This window comes from Sulfitobacter dubius (genome assembly GCF_900113435.1).
GTDB classification, from domain to species: domain Bacteria; phylum Pseudomonadota; class Alphaproteobacteria; order Rhodobacterales; family Rhodobacteraceae; genus Sulfitobacter; species Sulfitobacter dubius.
In genome coordinates, this window is sequence record NZ_FOPG01000004.1 from 183,165 (window position 1) to 204,229 (window position 21,065).

The window sequence follows — 21,065 nt, forward strand, 5'->3', positions numbered from 1 at the left end:
GAGCATGCCTATTTTCTGTGCAAATCCGGCGTGACTTTTGACAGGACGCGCAGGTTGCTCGTATCCCAGTTGACCAGATGAGAAAGCCGCGCATAGCTGATGCTGAACAACCGGGGTCATTGCCATGGAACTTTCGCATCTCATCGCCTTTAACATCGCGCTCATCGCGTCGATCCTCAGCCCCGGCCCGGCTTTTCTGATCGCGCTGAAAACGACGCTGAGTTCAGGGCGGCAGGCGGGCGTTGCCGTGGGGCTTGGGCTCGGCCTCGTTGCCTCCTTCTGGACCCTTGCCGCGCTCTTGGGGTTGGAGGCGGTGTTCCTCGCTTTCCCATGGGCCTATGCCATCGTGAAAACCGTGGGCGCAGCCTACCTGCTCTACGTGGCCTATGGCATGTGGCGCGGGGCGCGGGCGCCGGTGACAAGCACGGTGACCCCCGCCCGCCATGCGTTCCGGCAGGGGCTGATGATCAATATCCTGAACCCTAAATCGGTACTTTTCGCCGCGGCGGTTCTGGTGGTCATCTTCCCCGAGGGGATGCGGCTGAGCGAGAACCTTTTGATCGTCGCCAATCACCTGATCATCGAAGTCGCTTTTTACACCACTTTAGCCTTCGGCATGAGCCGCCCGGCAGTGAGCCAAGGCTACCTGCGCGCGAAGGTTTACTTTGACCGGGTGGCCTCAGCGGTGCTGGGGCTTTTGGGCCTGCGTCTGCTGTTCGTGCGTTAAAGCTCGGCCTCCCACCGCCGCGACAGGCGCATCGCGCCGTTGATGATGCCAACCATGGAATAGGTCTGCGGGAAGTTGCCCCAGCCCTCGCCGGTGGCGAATGCGGTGTCTTCGGACATGAGGCCAAGGTGATTGCGGGCTTCCAACAGTTCTTCGAACAGTTTGCGGGCTTCCTCTTCGCGGCCAATCCGCGCCAGCGCATCAATCCGCCAGAAAGCGCAGACGTTAAAGCCGACCTCGGGCACACCGAAATCATCCGCCTCTTCGTAACGCAGCATGAAGGGGCCACGGCCCAGCACTTCGGAAAGACGCTCGACCGTGGCGATGAACCGCGGGTCTTTCGGTGGTAGGAAACCGACCTCCCCCATCAGCAAGACACTGGCATCCAAGGTGCTGCCGCCAAAGCTTTCGACAAAGGCGCCGCGTTCTTCTGACCAAGCGTTGTCGAGGATCTTGTCGCGGATCACCTCGGCGCGCTCGGCCCAAAGGGCGGCGCGGTCGTCCAATTTCAAATGGCGCGCGATCTTGCCCAAACGGTCGCAGGCAGCCCAGCACATAAGTGACGAAGACGTGTGAATGCGGGCACGGCTGCGCAATTCCCAGATGCCCGCATCAGGCTGGTCGTGCAGTTCCCATGCCTGCTCGCCCAAGGGCTCAAGCTGCTCAAACGCTGTGCGCCCGGTGTTCATCGGCAGGCGGTGATCAAAAAACGCGGGCGCTGCGCCAAGGATGATATTGCCATAGGTGTCGTGTTGGAAATGCTCATGCGCCTGATTGCCGATCCGCACCGGCCCCATGCCGCGGAACCCCTGCAAGCTGGGCGAGATACGTTCGGTCAGCGCCGTCTCAAGCCCCAGCCCCAGCACCGGTTGGATATGCCCGCCTTCGGCATCCGCCACGGCATTCATCAGCCATTGGAAATAATGCTCCAAGGTGCGGGTCGCGGCGAGGCTGTTGAGCGCGCGGACGGTGAAAAACGCATCGCGGACCCAGCAATAGCGGTAATCCCAGTTGCGCCCAGAATCCGGCGCTTCGGGCAGCGAGGTAGTGATCGCGGCAATCACCCCGCCCGTGGCCTCATAGCTGCAAAGTTTCAGCGTGATCGCGGCGCGAATGACGGCCTCTTGCCATTCGAAAGGGATCGCCAAACGCTGGGTCCATCGCTGCCAATAGCGGGTGGTTTTGGTGCGAAAGGTGGTGCCGATCTGCTCGGCACTGTCTGACAGCGTCTCGTCGGGGCCAAGGATGAATGTCATCTCGCCTTCAAGATTTATCAAACGCGCGTCCAGCACATGGTCAATCGGCGCGTCGGTGGTCAGGCGCATGTTCTGCTCAGGCCCGACAAAGCGCACATGGTTCGACCCGCGGGTAAGCGTGGGGGCCACCTCTCCCCATTGAAAGCGCGGTTTCAGGCGCATCCTCACGCGAGGCGAACCCTCAATGCGTCGCACTTGCCGCACCAGCATCTGGGGGCGAAAGCTGCGGCCATAGGCGGTGAAACGGGGACAGAAATCGACAATCTCAACCGCGCCCTTGGCGCTGCGCAGGACCGTGCGCAGGATCGCGGTATTGGGCAGATAGCTTTGTTCGCTTTCCGTCATGTCTTCGAGTTCAACGGCAAACTCCCCGTCGCCCTCTTCGCCTGCGCCATGACCCATCAGGCTGTGAAAGACCGGATCGCCGTCAAACCGTGGCAGGCAAAACCAGTTGATCGCTCCTTCGCGACTGACCAAAGCCGCGACTGCGCAGTTCCCGATGACACCCAGATCCATACGTCCCTCTTTCCTATTTCTATTGCACCTGCCGGGCGGGCCAGCTCAGCGCATAATCTCTTCTAGCCAATCGGCAAAACCTGCCACATCTGCGATGCGATGCTGTGCTTCCGTCGGCCCTTGGCCGATCTTGATGCCAAAGCCGCCCTGCGCCTGTGCCGCGCGAAAGCCGTCTTCGTCTGTCACATCGTCGCCCACCATTACGGGCAATCTGTCTGCAAAAGCGGGGGACGCCATGAAACGTTCGACTGCCCCGCCTTTGTCGACCCCGTTCAGCGCCACTTCGCTGACCATCTTGCCGTGCAAGCCCCGCAGGCTTGGGTCTTCACCCGTAAGCGTATCCACAAAGGCGCGGCACACGCCCTCTTGATCAGGGGATTTGCGATAATGCAGGGCAATCGCGCCCGGCTTGCGCTCTGAGGTGACGCCATGCAGCACCGCGAATTCCTCAACGCGGTCTATTACAGCGGCGGGGATGCCTTGAATGTCTTGTGAGGTTTCTCCAGCCGCGGAACCAACGCGCAGTTCCAGCCCGTGCGATCCTGAAACCGGAAGTTGCAGCGCGCCCAAGATGCGGTCCACATCCGCCATCGCCCGGCCTGAGATCACCGCAACAGCGCCATCGGTCGCGGCCATAAGGCGGGTTAAGAGGTGCCGGGTGCGTTCGGGCAGGCAGGCATCTTCGGGGTTGTCGACAATGGGGGCCAAGGTGCCGTCGAGGTCCAGAAAAAACGCGTAGCGCCGGGCCGGGATCAACGGCGGCAGACTGCGGTGCGGCAAGGTGGTGCTTTCCATAGGGTCTGGTCTATCCGTCTCATTATACGGGCATTTCATTAGGAAACTTATGCGTCACCGCAGCGAAATCAAAACATTTATGCTGCAACTGCGCAGAGATGTGCGCAGCACGCCTTGGGAACCCATGTAAAGCAGGGGCGTTAATCTGCACAGCGGCTCGGGCCGCCGATCTCTTTGCTGCACATTAACCGACACATGTCGCGTCCCCGGAAATGCAAATGAACGCACCATCCACGCTAATGTATTACCCCGACAGCAAGCCCGGCATCGCCCGTCGGCGGTGTGGACGGGGGTTTTCCTACCACGCGGTCGATGGGCGTTGCATCAAAGACAAGGCTGAACGCGATCGATTGACCCAATTGGCAGTGCCCCCGGCCTATGAAAAGGTGTGGATCAGCCCGCATGTGAATGGCCATCTACAGGCCACAGGTTTCGATGCACGAGGACGTAAGCAGTACCGCTATCATCCGCTCTGGTCAGAGGCACAGGCACAAGAGAAATACGCTAGCCTGCCCGATTTCGCCGAAACGCTGCCCCGCCTGCGCCGACGCGTGCGGCGTGATCTGAATGGCGAGCTGGGGGAGCGTGCATTCGCGCTGGCCGCCGCCGTGGCGATGATAGACCGTCTGTCGCTTCGGGTGGGCAATCAGGTCTATGCCAAAACCAACCGCACTTATGGCACGTTAACGCTGAAACGGCGACATCTGGTGCTACGGGACGGTAAGTTGCAAGCGTCTTTCATCGCAAAGGGCGGCAAGCGGGTGCGCCGACAGATTGCCCACCGAACCCTCATGCGCGCGTTGGAAAAGATCCGCGACTTGCCGGGCGCTGATCTACTGACATGGCTTGATGAGGAGGGGGAGTCGCGCAGTTTGTCCTCCTCGGCCCTAAATGATTACATCGCCGATGCCGCTGGCATAGAAGGGTTCTCGGCCAAGACCTTTCGCACATGGGCAGGAACGGTCGCGGCATTCGGCGTAGCGCAGGCCCAAGAAAAGCCTACCATCAAGAGCATGGCCGAAGCGGCAGCAGAGAGATTGCACAACACCCCCACCATTGCGCGTAACAGCTATATCCATCCGCAGGTGATTGATCTCTGCCAGCACCCTCAAGACTTGCCTGAGCCACCCGATATAGATGATATGACTCAGGCCGAACGCGGATTACTGGCATTCCTGCGCGCGGGGGACTGAGTGCAATTCATGATGCGCTCGAACTTTCGCCGCGTTCGCGCATTGTTAACATGAACAGTGCTGCGGCCCGGTATCATAAGGAATAGAATTTCATGAGCGACACAGATGGGCCTACTCTTGACGGTGTGCTTGACCAGATGGAAAATCTTTCCGGCGGCGATGATCGGCAGATCACGGTGGAAGAGATTATTAACTGCCTCGGCAAACATTCTTTTGCTTCGACCATTCTCGCGTTCAGCCTGATCTCTACATCGCCCGCCAGTGGCATTCCTGGGGTTACGGCTTTCGTTGGTCTGGTGGTCATGTTCTTGGTGGTGCAGATGATCGTGGGCCGCGATAGTTTGTGGCTGCCGGGGTTCATCATGCGCCGTGATATCGCGGCTGATAAGCTCCGCGAAGGTGTTAAATGGCTACGCCGTCCGGTGAGATTTGTTGACCGGTTTTTGCACGAGCGTACGACATTTCTGCTCCACCGACCATGGATTTACCTGCCACTGATCATGGTCCTGTTGCTCACCATGTTCATGCCGTTCATGGAGATCGTCCCCACGTCGGGTTCCATTGCGTCGGCCATGATCGCCATATTCGCCGCGGGCTATCTTATGCGTGACGGTAGGGTGGTGATCTTGGCAATGGTCCTGATGTCTCTGCTGCCTGTGGGTGTTGCATGGTTCTTTATTGGGCGCTGAAAAAATAAACACGCCTCATTGCGATGCTGCACCTGCAAAATGTTTGACCATCTCAGCCCAAGCTGGGAACCTTTAGCGAACTGAACCATTAACCCGTTAGTGGTGGTCGGCGTTCCGTCTATTCAGGCTCGGCGGCCGAAATTGATTGTTCCCGAGGCACAAAAAATGGCTGGCAGATTAATTGTAATCTCAAATCGCATCCCTTCAGAGGCCGCCCCTTCTGGTGGATTGGTCTTTGCGCTTCACGAAACCCTGCGCAAGATCGGCGGCGTCTGGATTGGATCGCACCCTGAGACGACAGATAATCCAGCAGAAAACCTGACGAAATATGGCGACCAAAGCGAGTACGCTCGATTGAGCTTCAGCCTCAGTCCAGAAGATTACCAAAACTTCTACCTTGGTTTTTCCAATTCCGTACTTTGGCCGGTCTGCCACCGCCGCGGTGATCTGGTCGAGCTCGACCGTGGGTTTGAACGGGGATATAGCGCCGTTAATGCGCGCCTTGCGCAGCAGGTGATAAAGATCGCCGGACCGGAAGATATGATCTGGGTCCATGACTATCATTTTTTCCCTTTGGCGACTGAACTGCGCAAGCTTGGTTTTACTGGCAAGATCGGGTTTTTCCTGCATATTCCCTTCCCCGCCTTGGGTGATATGGGCGCCCTCCCGCGTGAGGCCAATTTGGCGCATTGGTTGGCGGATTACGATCTTGTCGGTCTGCAAACCCGCGCTGACGTGGCGCGCTGTCTTGAGATGTTCCGCGCCGAGACGGATTCCGAATTCCTGATGAACGGCACGATCAAATGCGGCGCGCGGGCAGTGGCGGTGCGGTCTTTCCCCATCGGGATCGACGTGGAAACCTTTGTTCACGCAGCGCAGGGCGGTAGCGAACAAGATCGGTTGGCCGACGATATGGCGGGTGACATCGTCATCGGCGTTGACCGGCTGGATTATTCCAAAGGCTTGCCCAACCGGTTCCGTGCCTTCGGCCGCTATCTGGAAACCCGTGATGAACGTGAACGCCGCGTGAGCATGGTGCAGATCGCCCCACCGAGCCGCGAAGAAGTCGCTGCGTATCGTGAGCTTCGTTACGAATTGGAAGAGTTGGTTGGCCGCGTGAATGGCGAACATGGAGAGATCGACTGGACCCCGTTGCGCTATATTCACCGGAACCTTGATCGCGACCTGCTGGCGCGGCTTTACCGCCGCGCGCGTGTGGGGATCGTCACCCCTTTTGCCGACGGGATGAACCTTGTGGCGAAGGAATATATCGCTGCGCAAGACCCCGAAGACCCCGGCGTGTTGATCCTTTCGCATATGGCCGGTGCCGCCGAAGATCTAACCGATGCGATCTTGGTCAACCCCTATGACATCGAAGATATGAGCGAGGCGCTAAAGACGGCGCTGGCCCTTCCACTGGAGGAACGCAAACGTCGTCATGCCAGTTGCATGGCGCAAGTGCGCGCCACGGATGTGAACCGCTGGAGCCAGACCTATGTTCAGGCGTTGAAAAACTGCGCACCGATGCTGGTCGTGAAACCTCCGGTACGAGAGTGGTCTGAGGCGTAGCGAACCGTATCACATCTCCGGCGCATAGATCACCTCAGTCTCCCAACTTCTGCATTTGTCGATTAGTCCCGTGGGCAGGGGAAGGTCGGTGAAAAACATATCGACCTCTCGGGCAGAGGCGATGCGCGCAGGCGCAGAGCGTTTGAATTTTGAATGATCGGTCACCAAAAACGTATTGCGCGACTGCGCGATGATGCATTGGCTTACGCCCACTTCTTCAATGTCAAAGTCGAGCAAATCTCCATCTGCATCCATCGCCGAACAGCCGATTACCGCGATATCGAATTTAAACTGTCGGATCGTTTCAATCGTCAGGTTGCCGACCAATCCGCCGTCGACGCGGCGCAGTGCACCGCCCGTCAATACGATGCGACACTCGGGATTATCGACAAGGATGTTCGCCACATTCATGTTGTTCGTCACCACCATCAGATCGCGGTGATGCAACAGAGCACGAGCCACGGCCTCGGTACTTGTCCCGATATTCAAGAAAACCGAGCAGCCGTCCGGAATATGTTCGGCGCAGGCGCGGGCGATGCGGTTCTTGGCGTCTTCATGCAGGTTGCGCCGCTCGGCATAGCCGATGTTGCTTGCACCCGAAGGCAGTACCGCGCCGCCGTGCACCCGCTCTAACTTGCCGCTATCGGCCAGTTCGGTGAGGTCGCGTCTGATGGTTTGATGGGTGACGCCGAAATGTTCGGCCAGCCCGTCTACGGTGACCTTGCCCTCGCGCCGGGCGATTTCAAGTATGTCTGGATGGCGGAATGTCTGTGAGATGGCGTAGCTCCTGCCTGCTGTCGGTGCATTATCTCCAGTGTTTCGACTAACGCAAGCAATCGCGCGCCTTGTTGCGCTTAACATGTTCGGTATATCGTTAAAACGAACATAAACGAAAATAAATCTTGTGCAGTTGAGAGTCGTTTCGTAACACTGGCCGCGAATTACACCAATCTGTGCTGGGGGAGGGCCGGATCGTGAACCAACAGCCCGATAGTCATGTGGCCACGGCTCCGGTCGATCTTTTCGTCATCGGCGGCGGAATTAACGGTGCCGGTATCGCCCGGGACGCCGCGGGGCGGGGTCTGAGCGTGACTTTGGCCGAGATGAACGATCTGGCCTCGGCGACCTCTTCGGCCTCCACCAAGCTTTTCCACGGCGGACTGCGTTATCTTGAGTATTTTGAGATCGGCCTTGTGCGTCACGCGCTGACCGAACGCGAAGTGCTGCTGAAAGCGATGCCGCATATCTCTTGGCCGATGCGTTTCGTGCTGCCTTATCACCGCGACATGCGGTTCGAGGGGGACACGCCGACTTCCAAATTGCTGCGGCTGTTCATGCCTTGGATGCGGGGCCGCCGCCCGGCGTGGCTGATCCGCTTGGGCCTGTTTCTCTATGACAACCTCGGCGGTCGCGAGATCCTGCCCGCCACCCGCAGCCTGTCGCTGCGCGGCACGCCCGAGGGGGCACCGCTGGAGGATCGGTTCGAAAAAGCCTTTGAGTATTCCGATTGCTGGATCGAAGACTCCCGCCTCGTGGTGCTGAACGCCCGCGATGCGGAACTGCGCGGCGCGCGTATCATGACCCGGACCAAAGTCGTCTCTGCCGACCGCAGCGCCGACGGTTGGGCGGTCACCGTAGAGCATGGCGCGGATGGCCAGCGCGAGGTGATCCACGCCAAGATGCTGGTCAACGCAGGCGGCCCATGGGTCGGCGACATCATCCACAACACTGCGCGGCTGAACTCTTCCGAGGGGGTCCGGCTGGTGCGTGGCAGCCATATCGTGACCAAGCGGCTTTACGATCACGACAAATGCTATTTCTTCCAAGGCACCGATGGGCGGATCATCTTCACGATCCCCTATGAGCAGGATTTTACGCTAATCGGCACCACGGATGCGGATCACCCTGATCCTTCGGTCACCCCGGAATGTACCCCCGAGGAACAAGATTACCTGATCAACTTCGTGAATGGCTACCTCAAGCAAGACATCACCCGAAAAGACATCGTCTGGACCTACTCCGGCGTGCGCCCGCTCTATGATGACGGGGCCAGCAGCGCCACGGCGGCCACGCGAGACTATACGCTTAAAGTGGACGAAACTGGCGGCGCGCCGATCCTCAATGTCTTTGGCGGCAAGATCACCACATACCGCAAACTGGCCGAAGACGCGCTGGAATTAATCGCCCCGCATTTCGACAAGTTGTCGGGCCATTGGACCGCTGGCGTCGCCTTGCCGGGCGGTGATTTTCCGGTGGATGGGGTAGCGCAACTGATCGCGCGGCTGAATGCGGATTACGACTTTCTAGATGAAAGCTGGGCAGCGCGGCTGATCCGGGCCTATGGTACAGATGCATGGGCGCTGCTGGGTGAGTCCAAGACGCTCGCGGACATGGGGGAGCATTTTGGCGCGGTCCTCACGGCGCGTGAGGTCGCTTGGCTGATGAACAAAGAGTATGCTCTCAGCGCAGAGGACGTCGTCTGGCGCCGCAGCAAGCTGGGCCTGCGAATGGATGAGGCGCAGATCGCGCGTCTTGATGAATGGATGCAGATGCGCGCGGCGAAACAAGCCGCCTCTGCGGCGGAATGAGGGGAGGACGAACGTGAGTTTGATCCTAAAAAACGTGTCGAAAACGGTGGGCGGTCAAACGCATATCCACCCGACCGACCTGACCTTGGAAAAGGGCACGATGAACGTGCTCTTGGGGCCAACATCTGCGGGCAAGACGTCGTTGATGCGGCTGATGGCCGGGCTGGATGTTCCAAACACCGGTCATGTGATCTGGAACGGCGAGGATGTGACCGGCATGCGGGTGCAAGACCGCAAAGTGGCGATGGTCTATCAGCAGTTCATCAACTACCCCTCGATGACCGTCTATGACAACATCGCCTCGCCGATGAAGTTGGTGGGCAAGTCGAAAGATGAGATCGACCGCGCGGTGCGCGAGACGGCTGAACTGATGCAGTTGACCCCGATGCTCGACCGTAAACCGTTGGAGCTTTCGGGCGGTCAGCAACAGCGCTGCGCCTTGGCGCGGGCGCTGGTGAAAAACGCAGGCCTCGTGCTGCTGGATGAGCCGCTGGCGAACCTCGATTATAAACTGCGCGAAGAGCTTCGCGCCGAGATTCCGCGTATCTTTGAACGCGCCGGGTCGATCTTTGTCTATGCCACGACCGAGCCGGAAGAGGCGCTGCTTTTGGGCGGCAACACCGCGACGCTTTGGGAGGGCCGCGTGACACAGTTTGGCCTGACGCCAAGCGTCTACCGCCGGCCCGAGAATGCCACGACGGCGCGGGTCTTCTCCGACCCGCCGATGAACTTCCTGAGCATGACAAAGGCGGGCAGCACCTTGCGTTTTGACCGGGGCGAGATGCCCGCGCCTGCCAGTATGGCGAGCCTGAAGGATGGCGAATACACCGCCGGTTTCCGCCCCAACCACCTGACACTCGCAGCGCAGACCCCCGGCGCGATTGGTTTTGACGCGAAGCTGAACGTGACCGAGATCACCGGGTCGGAGACCTTCATCCACCTCGATTATCACGGCGCGAAATGGGTCGGGCTGGTGCATGGCATCCAGCATCTGCAACCGGGTCAGCCGCTGCCGGTTTATCTGGATCCGGCGCATATTTACCTGTTTGACGCGAACGGGGCCCTCGTCTCTGCCGCGCCCTATGCGGAGGCGGCATAATGGCCAAGATCACGCTTGATAACCTTGCGCATTCCTATCTGCCGAACCCCGGCCATGAGGATGATTTCGCCCTCAAGGAATTGAACCACGACTGGATCGACGGCGAAGCCTACGCCCTTCTGGGCGCGTCGGGCTGTGGCAAGTCTACGCTGCTCAACATCATCTCGGGCCTGTTGCAGCCTTCGCAGGGGCGCATCCTGTTCAATGACCGCGACGTGACCCATGCCCCCACGGCGGAGCGCAACATCGCGCAGGTGTTCCAGTTCCCGGTTGTCTACGACACGATGACGGTGCGCGATAACCTCGCCTTTCCGCTGCGCAACCGGGGCGCGGATGCCTCTTATGTCGCAGAGCGCGTGCAGCAAATCGCGCAGATGATCGGCATGGAAGACGAGTTGAACCGCAAGGCGCGGGGCCTCACGGCGGATGCCAAGCAAAAGATTTCGCTGGGCCGCGGCATGGTGCGCGAAGACGTGAACGCGCTGCTGTTCGACGAGCCGCTGACGGTGATCGACCCACATATGAAGTGGGAGCTGCGCACGCAGCTCAAATCGCTGCACCACGAGTTTGGTCACACGATGATCTACGTGACCCACGACCAGACCGAGGCACTGACCTTCGCCGATAAGGTTGTGGTGATGTATGATGGCCGTGTGGTGCAGATCGGGACACCGCAAGAATTGTTCGAACGGCCCGCGCATACTTTCGTGGGTTATTTCATCGGCTCGCCGGGGATGAACCTTTTCGATGCGCAGATTTCGGGCAATGCCGCGCAGGTCGCGGGCACGAGCATCAACTTGAATAAAACTTACGCCCCCAAGGGCGGTAAAACCCAGCTGGGCGTCCGGCCCGAGTTTATCCGCCTTAACTGCGAAGGGCTGGGCCTGCCTGCCAAGGTAACCCGCGTCGAAGACGTGGGCCGTCACAAGATCATCCGCCTTGATGTGGCAGGCCAGCCGGTCAGCGCCATCGCCGAGGAAGGCGCCACGGTGCCAAGCGAAAACACCGCGATCAGTTTCGATCCGGCGGGCATCAACGTCTATGACGACGATTGGCGCATCAGCGCAGAGGGAGAAGCCGCATGAACAAGACCGTCAACCAAAAGGCATGGTTTCTTGTCCTGCCGGTGCTGATCCTCGTGGCCTTTTCGGCCGTGATCCCGCTGATGACCGTGGTCAACTACTCGGTGCAAGACACCTTTGGCCGAAATGAGTTCTTCTGGGCCGGGCTGGAGTGGTTCTCCGACATGCTCGACAGCGACCGGATGTGGGATGCGCTTGGCCGTCAGTTGATCTTCTCGGGTGTCATTCTGGCGATCGAAATTCCGCTCGGCATCTTTGTTGCGCTGAACATGCCGAAAAACGGGTTCTGGGCGAGCTTCTGTCTGGTGCTCATGTCCCTGCCGCTGCTGATCCCGTGGAACGTGGTCGGCACCATCTGGCAAATCTTTGGCCGCGTCGACATTGGCCTTTTGGGCTACACGCTCGACAAGCTGGGAATCACCTATAACTACACCCAAGACATCACCGCCGCTTGGATTACCGTCGTGGTTATGGATGTTTGGCACTGGACCTCTCTGGTGGCGCTCTTGGCCTATGCCGGTCTGCAATCCATTCCGGACGCCTATTATCAGGCTGCCAAGATCGACCAAGCCAGCCGTTGGGCCGTGTTCCGCTATATCGAACTGCCCAAGATGGCAGGCGTGCTGATGATCGCGATCCTGCTGCGCTTCATGGACAGCTTCATGATCTATACAGAGCCGTTTGTCGTGACGGGTGGCGGGCCGGGCAATGCCACGACCTTCCTCAGCATCGACTTGGTGAAAATGGCCATCGGTCAGTTTGACCTCGGCCCCGCGGCAGCCTTCAGCCTGATGTATTTCCTCGTTATCCTGTTGATCTCATGGGTGTTCTACACTGTGATGGTCAACCTCGACAAAAGGGATGGTGTGTGATGACCGACACAACCGTGCAAGCCCCCGGTGCCGCGCCCATTCCGGGCGAGGTGACCACCGACAAACGCGCCCGGCGCAGCCGCTTTCGGCCCAAAGGGTCTGTGGTGGTGATGACGCTCTACCTGCTGTTCCTGCTGCTGCCGATCTACTGGCTGATCAACATGAGCCTGAAGACCAACGCAGAGATCCTGGGGAGCTTCTCGCTCTACCCGCGTGATTTGACGCTGGCGAACTACGCCAAGATCCTCACCGATCCGAGCTGGTACATGGGCTATGTCAACAGCCTGATCTATGTGGTCTTGAACACCGTGATCTCGCTCGCTGTGGCGCTGCCTGCGGCCTATGCCTTCTCGCGCTACAGCTTTATGGGCGACAAGCACCTGTTCTTCTGGCTGCTGACCAACCGCATGGCCCCTCCGGCGGTCTTCGCGCTGCCGTTCTTCCAGCTTTATTCCTCGGTCGGGCTGTTCGACACGCATATCGCCGTGGCGCTGGCGCATTGCCTGTTCAACGTGCCGCTGGCGGTCTGGATCCTCGAAGGTTTCATGCGCGGCGTGCCCAAGGAGATCGACGAGACGGCTTACCTTGATGGTTACTCTTTCCCGCGCTTCTTCATCCGTATCTTCACCCCCCTGATCGCCTCCGGCATCGGCGTCGCGGCCTTCTTCTGCTTCATGTTCTCATGGGTGGAACTGCTGCTGTCGCGCACGCTGACCTCGGTCGATGCCAAACCCATCGCCGCCACCATGACCCGTACTGTTTCGGCCTCGGGCCTCGACTGGGGCGTGCTGGCCGCCGCCGGGGTGCTCACAATCGTGCCGGGCGCATTGGTGATCTATTTCGTCCGCAACTACATCGCCAAGGGCTTTGCCCTCGGGCGCGTATAAAGGGAGACCGCTCATGTCTTGGATGGCTTGGACCATGCCCACCGCGATCTTCTTCGGTGTCATCGCGCTGTTACTCGTGACCTTCACGATCCTCGCGATCAAATTTCCTGAGACGCCCCGCACCGGCATCCTCAGGATCGAAACAACCCGTGGTGACCGTCTGTTCATCACGCTTCTCGGCTCAGCCTTTATCAATTTGATCTGGCTGGGTTTCGAGGCGGGTCCTCAGCCCTATGCGCTGCTGGTCTGCCTTGCCTATGCCGCAGCCGTATTTCGCTGGGTCTAGGCGCTATCACGGCTGATCCCGGTTAATCGGGGCAGCCATACGACACGACCAAATGTCTAGGGAGGACATAATGAAACGATCTGTCATGAAATCGAGTACCGCACTTGCGGTCACGCTCGGTCTGCTCGCCGGGCCAGCATTCGCGGATATGGATGCCGCGAAGAAATTCCTCGACGAGGAAATCGAACGCTCCGCGCTGAGCCGCGAAGAGCAGGAAGCGGAGATGCAATTCTTCATCGACGCTGGTGAAGCATTCAAAGGCATGGACATCAAAGTCGTGTCCGAGACCATCACCACCCACGAATACGAAGCCAACGTGCTGGCCCCGGCCTTCAGCGCGATCACCGGCATCAATATCACCCACGACCTGATCGGCGAGGGCGACGTGGTTGAAAAGCTGCAAACGCAGATGCAGTCGGGCGAGAACATCTATGACGCCTATATCAACGACTCTGACCTGATCGGCACCCACTGGCGCTACAAGCAGGCGCGCAGCCTGACCGATTGGATGGCGAACGAAGGCAAGGACGTGACCAACCCCGGTCTCGATCTGGACGATTACATCGGCCTTGATTTCACCACCTCGCCCGATGGCGAGCTGTACCAACTGCCCGACCAGCAGTTCGCGAACCTTTACTGGTTCCGTCAGGACTGGTTCACCGATCCTGAGTTGATGGCCGAGTTCAAAGAGAAGTACGGCTATGAACTGGGCGTTCCGGTCAACTGGTCCGCCTACGAAGACATCGCCGAATTCTTCACCGGCCGTACCATCGACGGCGTCGAAGTCTACGGCAACATGGACTACGGCAAGAAAGACCCGAGCCTTGGCTGGCGCTACACCGATGCGTGGCTTTCCATGGCGGGCGGCGGCGACGTGGGTGAGCCCAACGGCCTGCCGGTCGACGAATGGGGCATCCGCGTCAACGAAAACTCGCAGCCGGTCGGTTCCTGTGTGACCCGTGGCGGTGCGACCAACGATGCGGCGGCGGTCTATGCGATCTCCAAATCCATCGAATGGCTTGAAAAGTACACGCCCCCCGCAGCCGCTGGCATGACATTTGGCGAAGCCGGTCCGGTTCCTGCGCAGGGTGCGATTGCCCAGCAGATGTTCTGGTACACGGCCTTCACCGCGGACATGGTGAACGAGAATGCCACTGCCGTGCTGAACGACGATGGCACGCCCAAGTGGCGCATGGCCCCCAGCCCGCATGGCGCCTACTGGAAAGATGGCCAGAAGGTGGGCTATCAGGACGTGGGCAGCTGGACGCTGATGGAAAGCACCCCCGTCGACCGCGCCAAGGCCGCATGGCTCTATGCGCAGTTCGTGACCTCGAAAACCGTGGACGTGGAAAAGGCCCATGCCGGTCTGACCTTCATCCGCGAGTCGACCATCCAGCACGAAAGCTTCACCGAGCGTGCGCCGAAACTCGGTGGTCTGGTGGAATTCTACCGCTCGCCCGCGCGTACCGCATGGTCGCCCACCGGGACGAACGTGCCGGATTACCCCAAGCTGGCGCAGCTGTGGTGGCAGAACATCGGCGATGCGATGTCCGGTGCGAAAACACCTCAGGAAGCCCTCGACAGCCTTTGTGCCGAGCAGGAAAAAGTCATGGAACGTCTTGAGCGCGCAGGCGTCCAAGGTGATCTGGGTCCGAAAATGAACGAGGAGCGTGAAGCCTCCTACTGGCTTGAGCAGGAAGGTTCGCCCGTTGCCAAGCTCGACAACGAAGACCCGGAGCCCGAGACCATCAGCTATGAAGAGTTGATCAAGTCCTGGCAGTAAGCCAAACTTTCGGGGGCCGGGACGCAGCAGCGTTCCGGCCCCTTTTTCGTTTCATCCAACAACCGGGGGCCGCGCCATGACCCATATTCTCGCCATTGATCAGGGAACCACCTCTTCGCGGGCGATCATCTTTGACGGCAACATGTCGGTGACGGCCACAGCCCAAGAAGAATTCCCGCAGCATTTCCCGCGCTCCGGCTGGGTAGAGCATGATCCGGGCGATCTGTGGTCGACCACCGCGGGCACCTGCCGCGCGGTGATCGAAAAGGCCGGTCTGCGTCCCGATGACATCACCGCCATCGGCATCACGAACCAACGCGAGACGACGCTGGTCTGGGACGCGAAAACCGGCAGACCGGTCCACAACGCCATCGTCTGGCAAGACCGCCGCACCAGCGATTTCTGCCGCGAACTGCGCGAGAGTGGCGACGACAAGATCATCACCGAACGCACGGGCCTGTTGGCCGATCCGTATTTTTCGGGCACGAAACTGAAATGGATCCTCGATAACGTCGAAGGCGCGCGCGAACAGGCGCGGCGCGGCGAGCTGCTCTTCGGCACCGTCGACAGCTACCTGATCTGGAAACTCACCGGCGGCGCACGCCATGTGACCGACGCCACCAACGCCGCGCGCACCATGCTCTACGACATCCACAAAGGCCGTTGGAGCACGACGATCTGCAAAATGTTCGACATTCCCGTCGAGATGCTGCCCGAGGTGCAGGATTGCGCCGCCGATTTCGGCATGACCCGTCCCGATCTGTTTGGTCGCGAGATTCCGATCCTTGGTGTGGCAGGCGACCAGCAGGCGGCGACCATCGGGCAGGCTTGTTTCCAGCCCGGCATGATGAAATCGACCTATGGGACGGGCTGTTTCGCCCTCCTGAATACGGGCGAGACGGCGGTGACCTCGACCAACCGGCTGCTCACCACCATTGCCTATCAACTCGACGGCAAGCCGACCTATGCGCTCGAAGGGTCAATTTTCGTCGCTGGTGCCGTGGTGCAATGGCTGCGCGACGGGCTCAAGATGATCCGCGAGGCGAGCGAGACCCAAGCGCTGGCCGAGCAGGCGGATCCGCATCAGAACGTGGTTCTGGTACCTGCTTTCGTAGGCCTCGGTGCGCCTTACTGGAACGCCGAATGCCGTGGCGCGATCTACGGGCTGACGCGCAACTCCGGCCCTGCGGAACTCGCGCGTGCTGCACTCGAAAGCGTGGGCTACCAGACCCGCGACCTCTTGGAAGCCATGCAGGCGGACTGGGCCGCCCAAGGCCAGCCGGGCGAGATTGCGACCCTGCGCGTCGACGGCGGGATGAGCGCTAGTGACTGGGCGATGCAGTTCCTGTCTGACGTGATCGGGGCCTCGGTGGACCGCCCCGATGTGCTGGAAACCACAGCACTTGGCGCGGCATGGCTCGCCGGGCAGCGGGCGGGCATCTACCCCGATATGGCGGGTTTCGCCCGCGAATGGGCGCTCGACCGGCGGTTTGAAATGCAGATGGATGCGGCGACGCGGGATGAGAAATACGGCGCATGGCTGCGGGCTGTTCAGGCGACGTTGCAGTTCTGATGCAGAGGACCTCTCCTTTCGGTTTCGCCACCGCCGGACGCATCCGTTTTGGTCGCGGTGTGGCGGGTGAAGCGGTGACCGCTGCGCGGGCCTATGGACGGCAGGTGCTTTTGCTGCGCGGCGGCTCGGTCGCTTGGGTCGATGAACTGGCGCGGGATTTGGCGGCGGCGGGCTGCGAGGTGACCCAGTTGCGCAGCAGCGGTGAGCCATCGGTTGAAGACGTGCGCGCTGCCGTGGCGGCGGGGCGCGGCGCGGATGTGGTGCTGGGCGTGGGCGGCGGCGCGGTGATCGACCTTGCCAAGGCCGCAGCGGCGCTGATCCCGTCGGATTGCGACGTGATGGAGCATCTCGAAGTCGTTGGCGCGGGCAGGCCCTTGCAGGCCGATCCGCTGCCGATGATCGCGATCCCCACCACCGCAGGCACCGGGGCCGAGGTCACCAAAAACGCCGTCTTAGCCGTGCCAGACGCCGCGCGAAAAGTCAGCCTGCGCGACGACCGCATGCTGCCGCGTCTGGCCTTGGTCGACCCGGCGCTGACCGATGGCGCGCCGCGCGGCGTCACGTTGGGGTCGGGCCTTGATGCCTTGGTGCAGGTGATTGAGCCCTATCTTTCAAGCAAAGCCAACCCGCTCAGCGATGCGCTCTGCCGCGCCGCGATTCCGCAGGGGATCGCCGCGCTCAAACGTCTGGCGGCGGGCGAAGTCCCTGCCGCGCGGGATGCGATGGCCTATGTCAGCCTGTCGGGCGGTTTGGCGCTGGCGAATGCCGGGCTCGGGGCGGTGCATGGGCTGGCCGGCGTGATCGGCGGGCAGTTTGGCGCGCCGCATGGGCTGATCTGTGGGCGTCTGCTGGGGCCGGTGCTGGCCGCGAACGCGGATGTGCTCGGGGTCTCGGCCCGCTTCACGGAAGTTCAGAGGTGGCTCTCCGACGGGTTCGACCTGCCAGAGGACGGCACGTTCAAAGCGCTCACCGCCATGCTCGACGATTGGGGGCTGGACCGGCTGAACCGTTGGATCCGCGAAGATGCGGATCTGACTGAGACCGCCCGCGAGGCGGCAGCCTCTTCCTCGATGCGCGCTAATCCTTGCGCGCTTGAGGCCAAAACTCTCGAAGCCTGCATCCGCGCGGCAATGTAACGAGCAGGGGCCACGGCCCCCGCCCGGCAGTTTTAGGCGGCGCGCGGCGGCGTGTTGCCCTCGCCCAAATCCCAGAACACGCCCGCCATTACCCGAAGCGCGTCGCGGCAGACGGGTTTCAGCACATGTTCGTCGGGCGCGTGCTGCGAGCAGCTGCGGTAGGAATGCGGGACCCAGACCGTCGGCAGGCCCAGAATATCGCTGAAACTGTCGTTAGGCAGCGAGCCTGCGAGGTTGGGCAGGATATGCGGCGCTTTTCCCGCACTTTTCGTGAGGGAGGCCGCCACGAACTTCACCCAAGGGTGATCCGCATCCAGCCGGGTCGCGCGGAAGAAGCCGCGGTCATGCGGCTCGATCCGGACATCCTCGAACCCGTGTTTATCAAGGTGACGCCGCAGCGCGGGTAGGATGTCTTCGGGATCGGTGCCGACCACATAGCGCAATTGGCAAGTGGCTGTGGCATGGGCCGAGATCGCGTTGACCGGCGCTTCGGGCACGCCGCTTTTCATTGCGAGAATTGCAAAGCTGTTCCAGCCATAGGCGCGCTCGACTGGGGTCAGGTCCTCTTCGCCCCAGTCGCTGTCGATGGCGGGGCCATCGTCGCTTTCGATCGGCAGGTCTTTCAACGCCGCGCGGACCGAGGGGGTCAGGCTGTCGGGCCGCCACTCGGGGATCTGAATTTGCCCGCGTTTGTCGGTGATGGTCGACAGGGCCTGCGCCAAGATCATCGCCGGATCGGCCAGCAAGCCGCCCCAGTTGCCTGAGTGATGCGCGCCTTCGCGTTTGTCGACGATCAGATCAAACGACACGCCCCCGCGCGACCCCATGAACATGGTCGGCACTTCGGGTTGCAGCCGCGGCCCGTCCGAGGCGATGAGCACATCGGCGGTCAGTTCCTCACGGTGTTCGGCGAAGAACTCGGGCAGACCCGCGCTGCCGGTCTCCTCGCTCATCTCGATCACGATGCGGCAGTTGAAACCCAGCTTGCCACGGGTTTTCAGCACCGCTTCGATGGCGGCGATGTTGATCAGGTGCTGGCCCTTGTTGTCGGCGGTGCCGCGGCCATAAAGCTTGTCGCCTTCTTCGACCAGTTTGAAAGGATGCAACCCCTCGCGCCACTGGTCGGTCTGGGCGCGGATCACGTCGCCGTGGCCATAGGTCAGCACGGTCGGCAGGTCGTCGCCCTCGCGGCGCTCGCCCACCAGAAAGGGGCCGCCGCGTGGGTCGGGATTGTCGTGAAAGCGACAGGCAAAGCCCATTGCCGTCAGCCGCGGCTCCATCGCCTCGACCAGATAGCGTTTGAGTTCGGGGGCTTGGTCGGGGTTCTGGCTTTCGGTCTCGTAGGAGACGAGGTTGGCCAGTTCGGCTTGGAACGTCCCCTCATCGAAATAGGTCGAGATCGCTTCGATCGCGCTGTCGCGGGTCATGCTTGAATGTCCTTTGTCATATCTTCGGAAATGGCGTCGCCCCAAGGCGACATGATCTCGGTGCAGCCGGAATTCTGCCCGTTTGCGCGCATCACGCCTGCGGGACAGGCGAAAGCGTAGGGAAAGATCGTGCGTTTGGTCTCGGCGACCTCATTGTTCTCGCGCAGCCGGTCGAGCACTTCGCGCGGCAGGCTTTCATCGGCAATAAGATGGTTTGCGTCCGAGGCGTCGATGCGCGGCGCGTGGAAACTGTCTTCGAGCGACATGTCGAAATCGGTGACGAAGGAGGACAGTTGCGCCACCGCGCCCAGAATCTTGCGCCCGCCGGAAGCCCCGAAAGCAAAGCGTTTGTCGCCCTGTTCGCCGATCACCGGGCAGACGTTCATCAGGCAGCGCTTGTTCGGCCCCAGCGAATTCGGGCGGCCCTGAACCGGGTCGAACCACATGATGCCGTTGTTCATCAAAAAGCCCGTGGAGGGTGAGACGACGCGGGAGCCGAAGATCGACAAAAGCGTCTGGGTCTGCGCCACCATATTCCCGTGACGGTCGACGACCGAGAAATGCGTGGTGCAGCCCGGGGCCTCGGGGCTTTCGCCGGTATCGCCCATGGAGCCCAGACGGCGGGCATAGGCGCCTTTGAGGGCCTCGGCCATGGCGGCATAGCTGTCGGGGCCGGGGACGTTCCCGAGGTCTTCGGTCGCGAGAGAGGCGAAAGTATCGCGGAAGGTTGGCCCGGCGGTCAGCCCCGGCACCACGTGGAAGCGCGCATCGCGGTAGGCGAAGTCGAGCGGCGCGCTGAATTCGGCGCGGTAGGCTTGCAGGTCGTCGTGGCTGAGGCAACCGCCCTTGTCCTGCACATCCCGCGCCATCGCGGCGCCGAGGTCACCATCATAGAGGGCGCGCGCCCCGTGCCGCGCTATCTGGTCAAGGCTGTCGGCCATGCGCGACTGGTCCAGCCGTTTTTCGGCCAGCGCGGTCCAGCCGCTGATCGTCGGCCACTGCCCGTCTTCCAGAAAGAGGTCCGCCGCATCCGCATCCTGCGCAAGGGCGCGCGTGCAAGAGGCGATGACCAACGCGGCATACCAATCCACCAACAGACCCTTGCGGGCATGTTCAACCGCCGGGGCAAGCAGCTCGGCCCAAGGCATTTTGCCGAAACGTTCATGGGCTTGGCCCAGCCCGTCGACCACGCCGGGCACGGCGATGGCAGTGGCGCCTTGGACGTTGCGGTCCCCCTCCACATGCTCCCACGGGAAGAGATCACCCGCCTTGCCCCGCCCGCTCAGCGGATAATTCGCCGGGTCGAGTGCGCCCGGGCTGCGCATGCCGTGGTTCAGTGCATGGGCTTGGCCTTCTTCGGCGCGCCAGAGCATCATCGCCCCGCCGCCCGCAGGGCCGCTCATCCAAGGTTCCAACACGCCGATGACGAAAGAGGTGGCCACAGCCGCATCCACCGCATCGCCCCCTGCCGCAAGCACCTCGGCCCCCGCGATTGCTGCCAACCGATGCTGCGCGGCGACGACGCCATGTTCGGTTTCGATGACGGTTTTGCGGGTTTGACTGCTGTGCGACAGGTTCGATGACATG

General features: G+C 61.0%; 18 protein-coding genes. 13 read left to right on the plus strand and 5 right to left on the minus strand.

Features of this window, described 5'->3' with window-relative positions:
• The first annotated feature begins 124 nt into the window (after positions 1-124).
• Positions 125-727: a LysE family translocator gene (locus tag BM229_RS16770; protein ID WP_093928789.1), complete on the plus strand. Its 603-nt coding sequence runs from the start codon at positions 125-127 to the stop codon at positions 725-727.
• Here the strand turns inward: BM229_RS16770 and BM229_RS16775 are convergent.
• Positions 724-2,499 carry a glycoside hydrolase family 15 protein gene (locus BM229_RS16775; protein WP_093928790.1) on the minus strand — a complete coding sequence of 592 codons (1,776 nt, stop codon included), beginning with the start codon at positions 2,497-2,499 and terminating at the stop codon, positions 724-726. The two genes, BM229_RS16770 and BM229_RS16775, sit on opposite strands and share 4 nt — an antisense overlap.
• Before the next feature lie 45 nt (positions 2,500-2,544).
• Positions 2,545-3,294 carry a trehalose-phosphatase gene (otsB, locus tag BM229_RS16780; protein WP_167360284.1) on the minus strand — a complete coding sequence of 250 codons (750 nt, stop codon included), beginning with the start codon at positions 3,292-3,294 and terminating at the stop codon, positions 2,545-2,547.
• A gap of 218 nt (positions 3,295-3,512) precedes the next feature.
• Here otsB and BM229_RS16785 point away from each other — a divergent pair, with 218 nt between their 5' ends.
• The 3 genes from BM229_RS16785 to BM229_RS16795 all read left to right on the plus strand — a co-directional run bounded on the left by BM229_RS16785 (position 3,513) and on the right by BM229_RS16795 (position 6,745).
• On the plus strand, positions 3,513-4,487 hold the full coding sequence (locus BM229_RS16785; protein ID WP_093928792.1) for a DNA topoisomerase IB: 975 nt from the start codon (positions 3,513-3,515) through the stop codon (positions 4,485-4,487).
• Positions 4,488-4,579: 92 nt separating this feature from the next.
• Positions 4,580-5,176 (plus strand): exopolysaccharide biosynthesis protein, encoded by a 597-nt coding sequence (locus tag BM229_RS16790; protein WP_093928793.1) that lies wholly within the window; start codon positions 4,580-4,582, stop codon positions 5,174-5,176.
• Between the two features lie 165 nt (positions 5,177-5,341).
• On the plus strand, positions 5,342-6,745 hold the full coding sequence (locus tag BM229_RS16795; RefSeq protein WP_244152250.1) for an alpha,alpha-trehalose-phosphate synthase (UDP-forming): 1,404 nt from the start codon (positions 5,342-5,344) through the stop codon (positions 6,743-6,745).
• 9 nt (positions 6,746-6,754) lie between these two features.
• On the opposite strand, the gene BM229_RS16800 is transcribed toward BM229_RS16795, so the two are convergent.
• Positions 6,755-7,522 carry a DeoR/GlpR family DNA-binding transcription regulator gene (locus BM229_RS16800; RefSeq protein WP_093928848.1) on the minus strand — a complete coding sequence of 256 codons (768 nt, stop codon included), beginning with the start codon at positions 7,520-7,522 and terminating at the stop codon, positions 6,755-6,757.
• Positions 7,523-7,719: 197 nt separating this feature from the next.
• Between BM229_RS16800 and glpD the strand changes: the two genes are divergently transcribed.
• From glpD to BM229_RS16845, 9 genes are all read left to right on the plus strand, one after another.
• On the plus strand, positions 7,720-9,333 hold the full coding sequence (gene glpD / locus BM229_RS16805; protein ID WP_244152252.1) for a glycerol-3-phosphate dehydrogenase: 1,614 nt from the start codon (positions 7,720-7,722) through the stop codon (positions 9,331-9,333).
• A 13-nt stretch (positions 9,334-9,346) separates the two neighbouring features.
• A complete protein-coding gene (locus tag BM229_RS16810; RefSeq protein ID WP_093928794.1) occupies positions 9,347-10,432 on the plus strand; it encodes an ABC transporter ATP-binding protein in 1,086 nt (361 codons plus the stop codon).
• The gene (locus BM229_RS16815; protein ID WP_093928795.1) at positions 10,432-11,517 is read left to right on the plus strand and encodes an ABC transporter ATP-binding protein; all 1,086 of its coding nucleotides are present in this window, start codon (positions 10,432-10,434) and stop codon (positions 11,515-11,517) included. Before BM229_RS16810 ends, BM229_RS16815 begins: the two co-directional genes overlap by 1 nt.
• Positions 11,514-12,386, plus strand: a complete 873-nt coding sequence (locus tag BM229_RS16820; protein WP_067628794.1) for a carbohydrate ABC transporter permease — start codon at positions 11,514-11,516, stop codon at positions 12,384-12,386. The genes BM229_RS16815 and BM229_RS16820 overlap by 4 nt, the downstream gene beginning before the upstream one ends.
• Positions 12,386-13,273: a carbohydrate ABC transporter permease gene (locus BM229_RS16825; protein WP_093928796.1), complete on the plus strand. Its 888-nt coding sequence runs from the start codon at positions 12,386-12,388 to the stop codon at positions 13,271-13,273. The genes BM229_RS16820 and BM229_RS16825 overlap by 1 nt, the downstream gene beginning before the upstream one ends.
• A 13-nt stretch (positions 13,274-13,286) precedes the next feature.
• Positions 13,287-13,559 (plus strand): DUF2160 domain-containing protein, encoded by a 273-nt coding sequence (locus BM229_RS16830; protein ID WP_007121386.1) that lies wholly within the window; start codon positions 13,287-13,289, stop codon positions 13,557-13,559.
• A 70-nt stretch (positions 13,560-13,629) separates the two neighbouring features.
• A complete protein-coding gene (locus BM229_RS16835) occupies positions 13,630-15,342 on the plus strand; it encodes an ABC transporter substrate-binding protein (RefSeq protein ID WP_208604113.1) in 1,713 nt (570 codons plus the stop codon).
• 76 nt (positions 15,343-15,418) lie between these two features.
• On the plus strand, positions 15,419-16,915 hold the full coding sequence (gene glpK / locus BM229_RS16840) for a glycerol kinase GlpK (RefSeq protein WP_093928798.1): 1,497 nt from the start codon (positions 15,419-15,421) through the stop codon (positions 16,913-16,915).
• On the plus strand, positions 16,915-18,051 hold the full coding sequence (locus BM229_RS16845) for an iron-containing alcohol dehydrogenase (protein ID WP_167360285.1): 1,137 nt from the start codon (positions 16,915-16,917) through the stop codon (positions 18,049-18,051). Before glpK ends, BM229_RS16845 begins: the two co-directional genes overlap by 1 nt.
• Before the next feature lie 32 nt (positions 18,052-18,083).
• Here the strand turns inward: BM229_RS16845 and BM229_RS16850 are convergent, their stop codons facing one another.
• Together BM229_RS16850 and BM229_RS16855 are read right to left on the minus strand one after the other, a co-directional pair.
• Positions 18,084-19,478 carry a M20 family metallopeptidase gene (locus BM229_RS16850; protein WP_093928800.1) on the minus strand — a complete coding sequence of 465 codons (1,395 nt, stop codon included), beginning with the start codon at positions 19,476-19,478 and terminating at the stop codon, positions 18,084-18,086.
• Positions 19,475-21,064 carry a gamma-glutamyltransferase gene (locus BM229_RS16855; RefSeq protein WP_093928801.1) on the minus strand — a complete coding sequence of 530 codons (1,590 nt, stop codon included), beginning with the start codon at positions 21,062-21,064 and terminating at the stop codon, positions 19,475-19,477. Before BM229_RS16855 ends, BM229_RS16850 begins: the two co-directional genes overlap by 4 nt.
• Between the last annotated feature and the right edge of the window lies 1 nt (position 21,065).

Bases quoted from the DNA above. Each gene is read 5' to 3' on its own strand.
- BM229_RS16855 (WP_093928801.1), bottom strand. From the start codon at position 21,064: ATGTCATCGAACCTGTCGCACAGCAGTCAAACCCGCAAAACCGTCATC.
- BM229_RS16825 (WP_093928796.1), top strand. From the start codon at position 12,386: ATGACCGACACAACCGTGCAAGCCCCCGGTGCCGCGCCCATTCCGGGC.
- BM229_RS16845 (WP_167360285.1), top strand. From the start codon at position 16,915: ATGCAGAGGACCTCTCCTTTCGGTTTCGCCACCGCCGGACGCATCCGT.
- otsB (WP_167360284.1), bottom strand. From the start codon at position 3,294: ATGGAAAGCACCACCTTGCCGCACCGCAGTCTGCCGCCGTTGATCCCG.
- BM229_RS16820 (WP_067628794.1), top strand. From the start codon at position 11,514: ATGAACAAGACCGTCAACCAAAAGGCATGGTTTCTTGTCCTGCCGGTG.
- BM229_RS16815 (WP_093928795.1), top strand. From the start codon at position 10,432: ATGGCCAAGATCACGCTTGATAACCTTGCGCATTCCTATCTGCCGAAC.
- BM229_RS16795 (WP_244152250.1), top strand. From the start codon at position 5,342: ATGGCTGGCAGATTAATTGTAATCTCAAATCGCATCCCTTCAGAGGCC.
- glpK (WP_093928798.1), top strand. From the start codon at position 15,419: ATGACCCATATTCTCGCCATTGATCAGGGAACCACCTCTTCGCGGGCG.
- BM229_RS16785 (WP_093928792.1), top strand. From the start codon at position 3,513: ATGAACGCACCATCCACGCTAATGTATTACCCCGACAGCAAGCCCGGC.
- BM229_RS16770 (WP_093928789.1), top strand. From the start codon at position 125: ATGGAACTTTCGCATCTCATCGCCTTTAACATCGCGCTCATCGCGTCG.
- BM229_RS16830 (WP_007121386.1), top strand. From the start codon at position 13,287: ATGTCTTGGATGGCTTGGACCATGCCCACCGCGATCTTCTTCGGTGTC.
- BM229_RS16850 (WP_093928800.1), bottom strand. From the start codon at position 19,478: ATGACCCGCGACAGCGCGATCGAAGCGATCTCGACCTATTTCGATGAG.
- BM229_RS16790 (WP_093928793.1), top strand. From the start codon at position 4,580: ATGAGCGACACAGATGGGCCTACTCTTGACGGTGTGCTTGACCAGATG.
- BM229_RS16775 (WP_093928790.1), bottom strand. From the start codon at position 2,499: ATGGATCTGGGTGTCATCGGGAACTGCGCAGTCGCGGCTTTGGTCAGT.
- BM229_RS16835 (WP_208604113.1), top strand. From the start codon at position 13,630: ATGAAACGATCTGTCATGAAATCGAGTACCGCACTTGCGGTCACGCTC.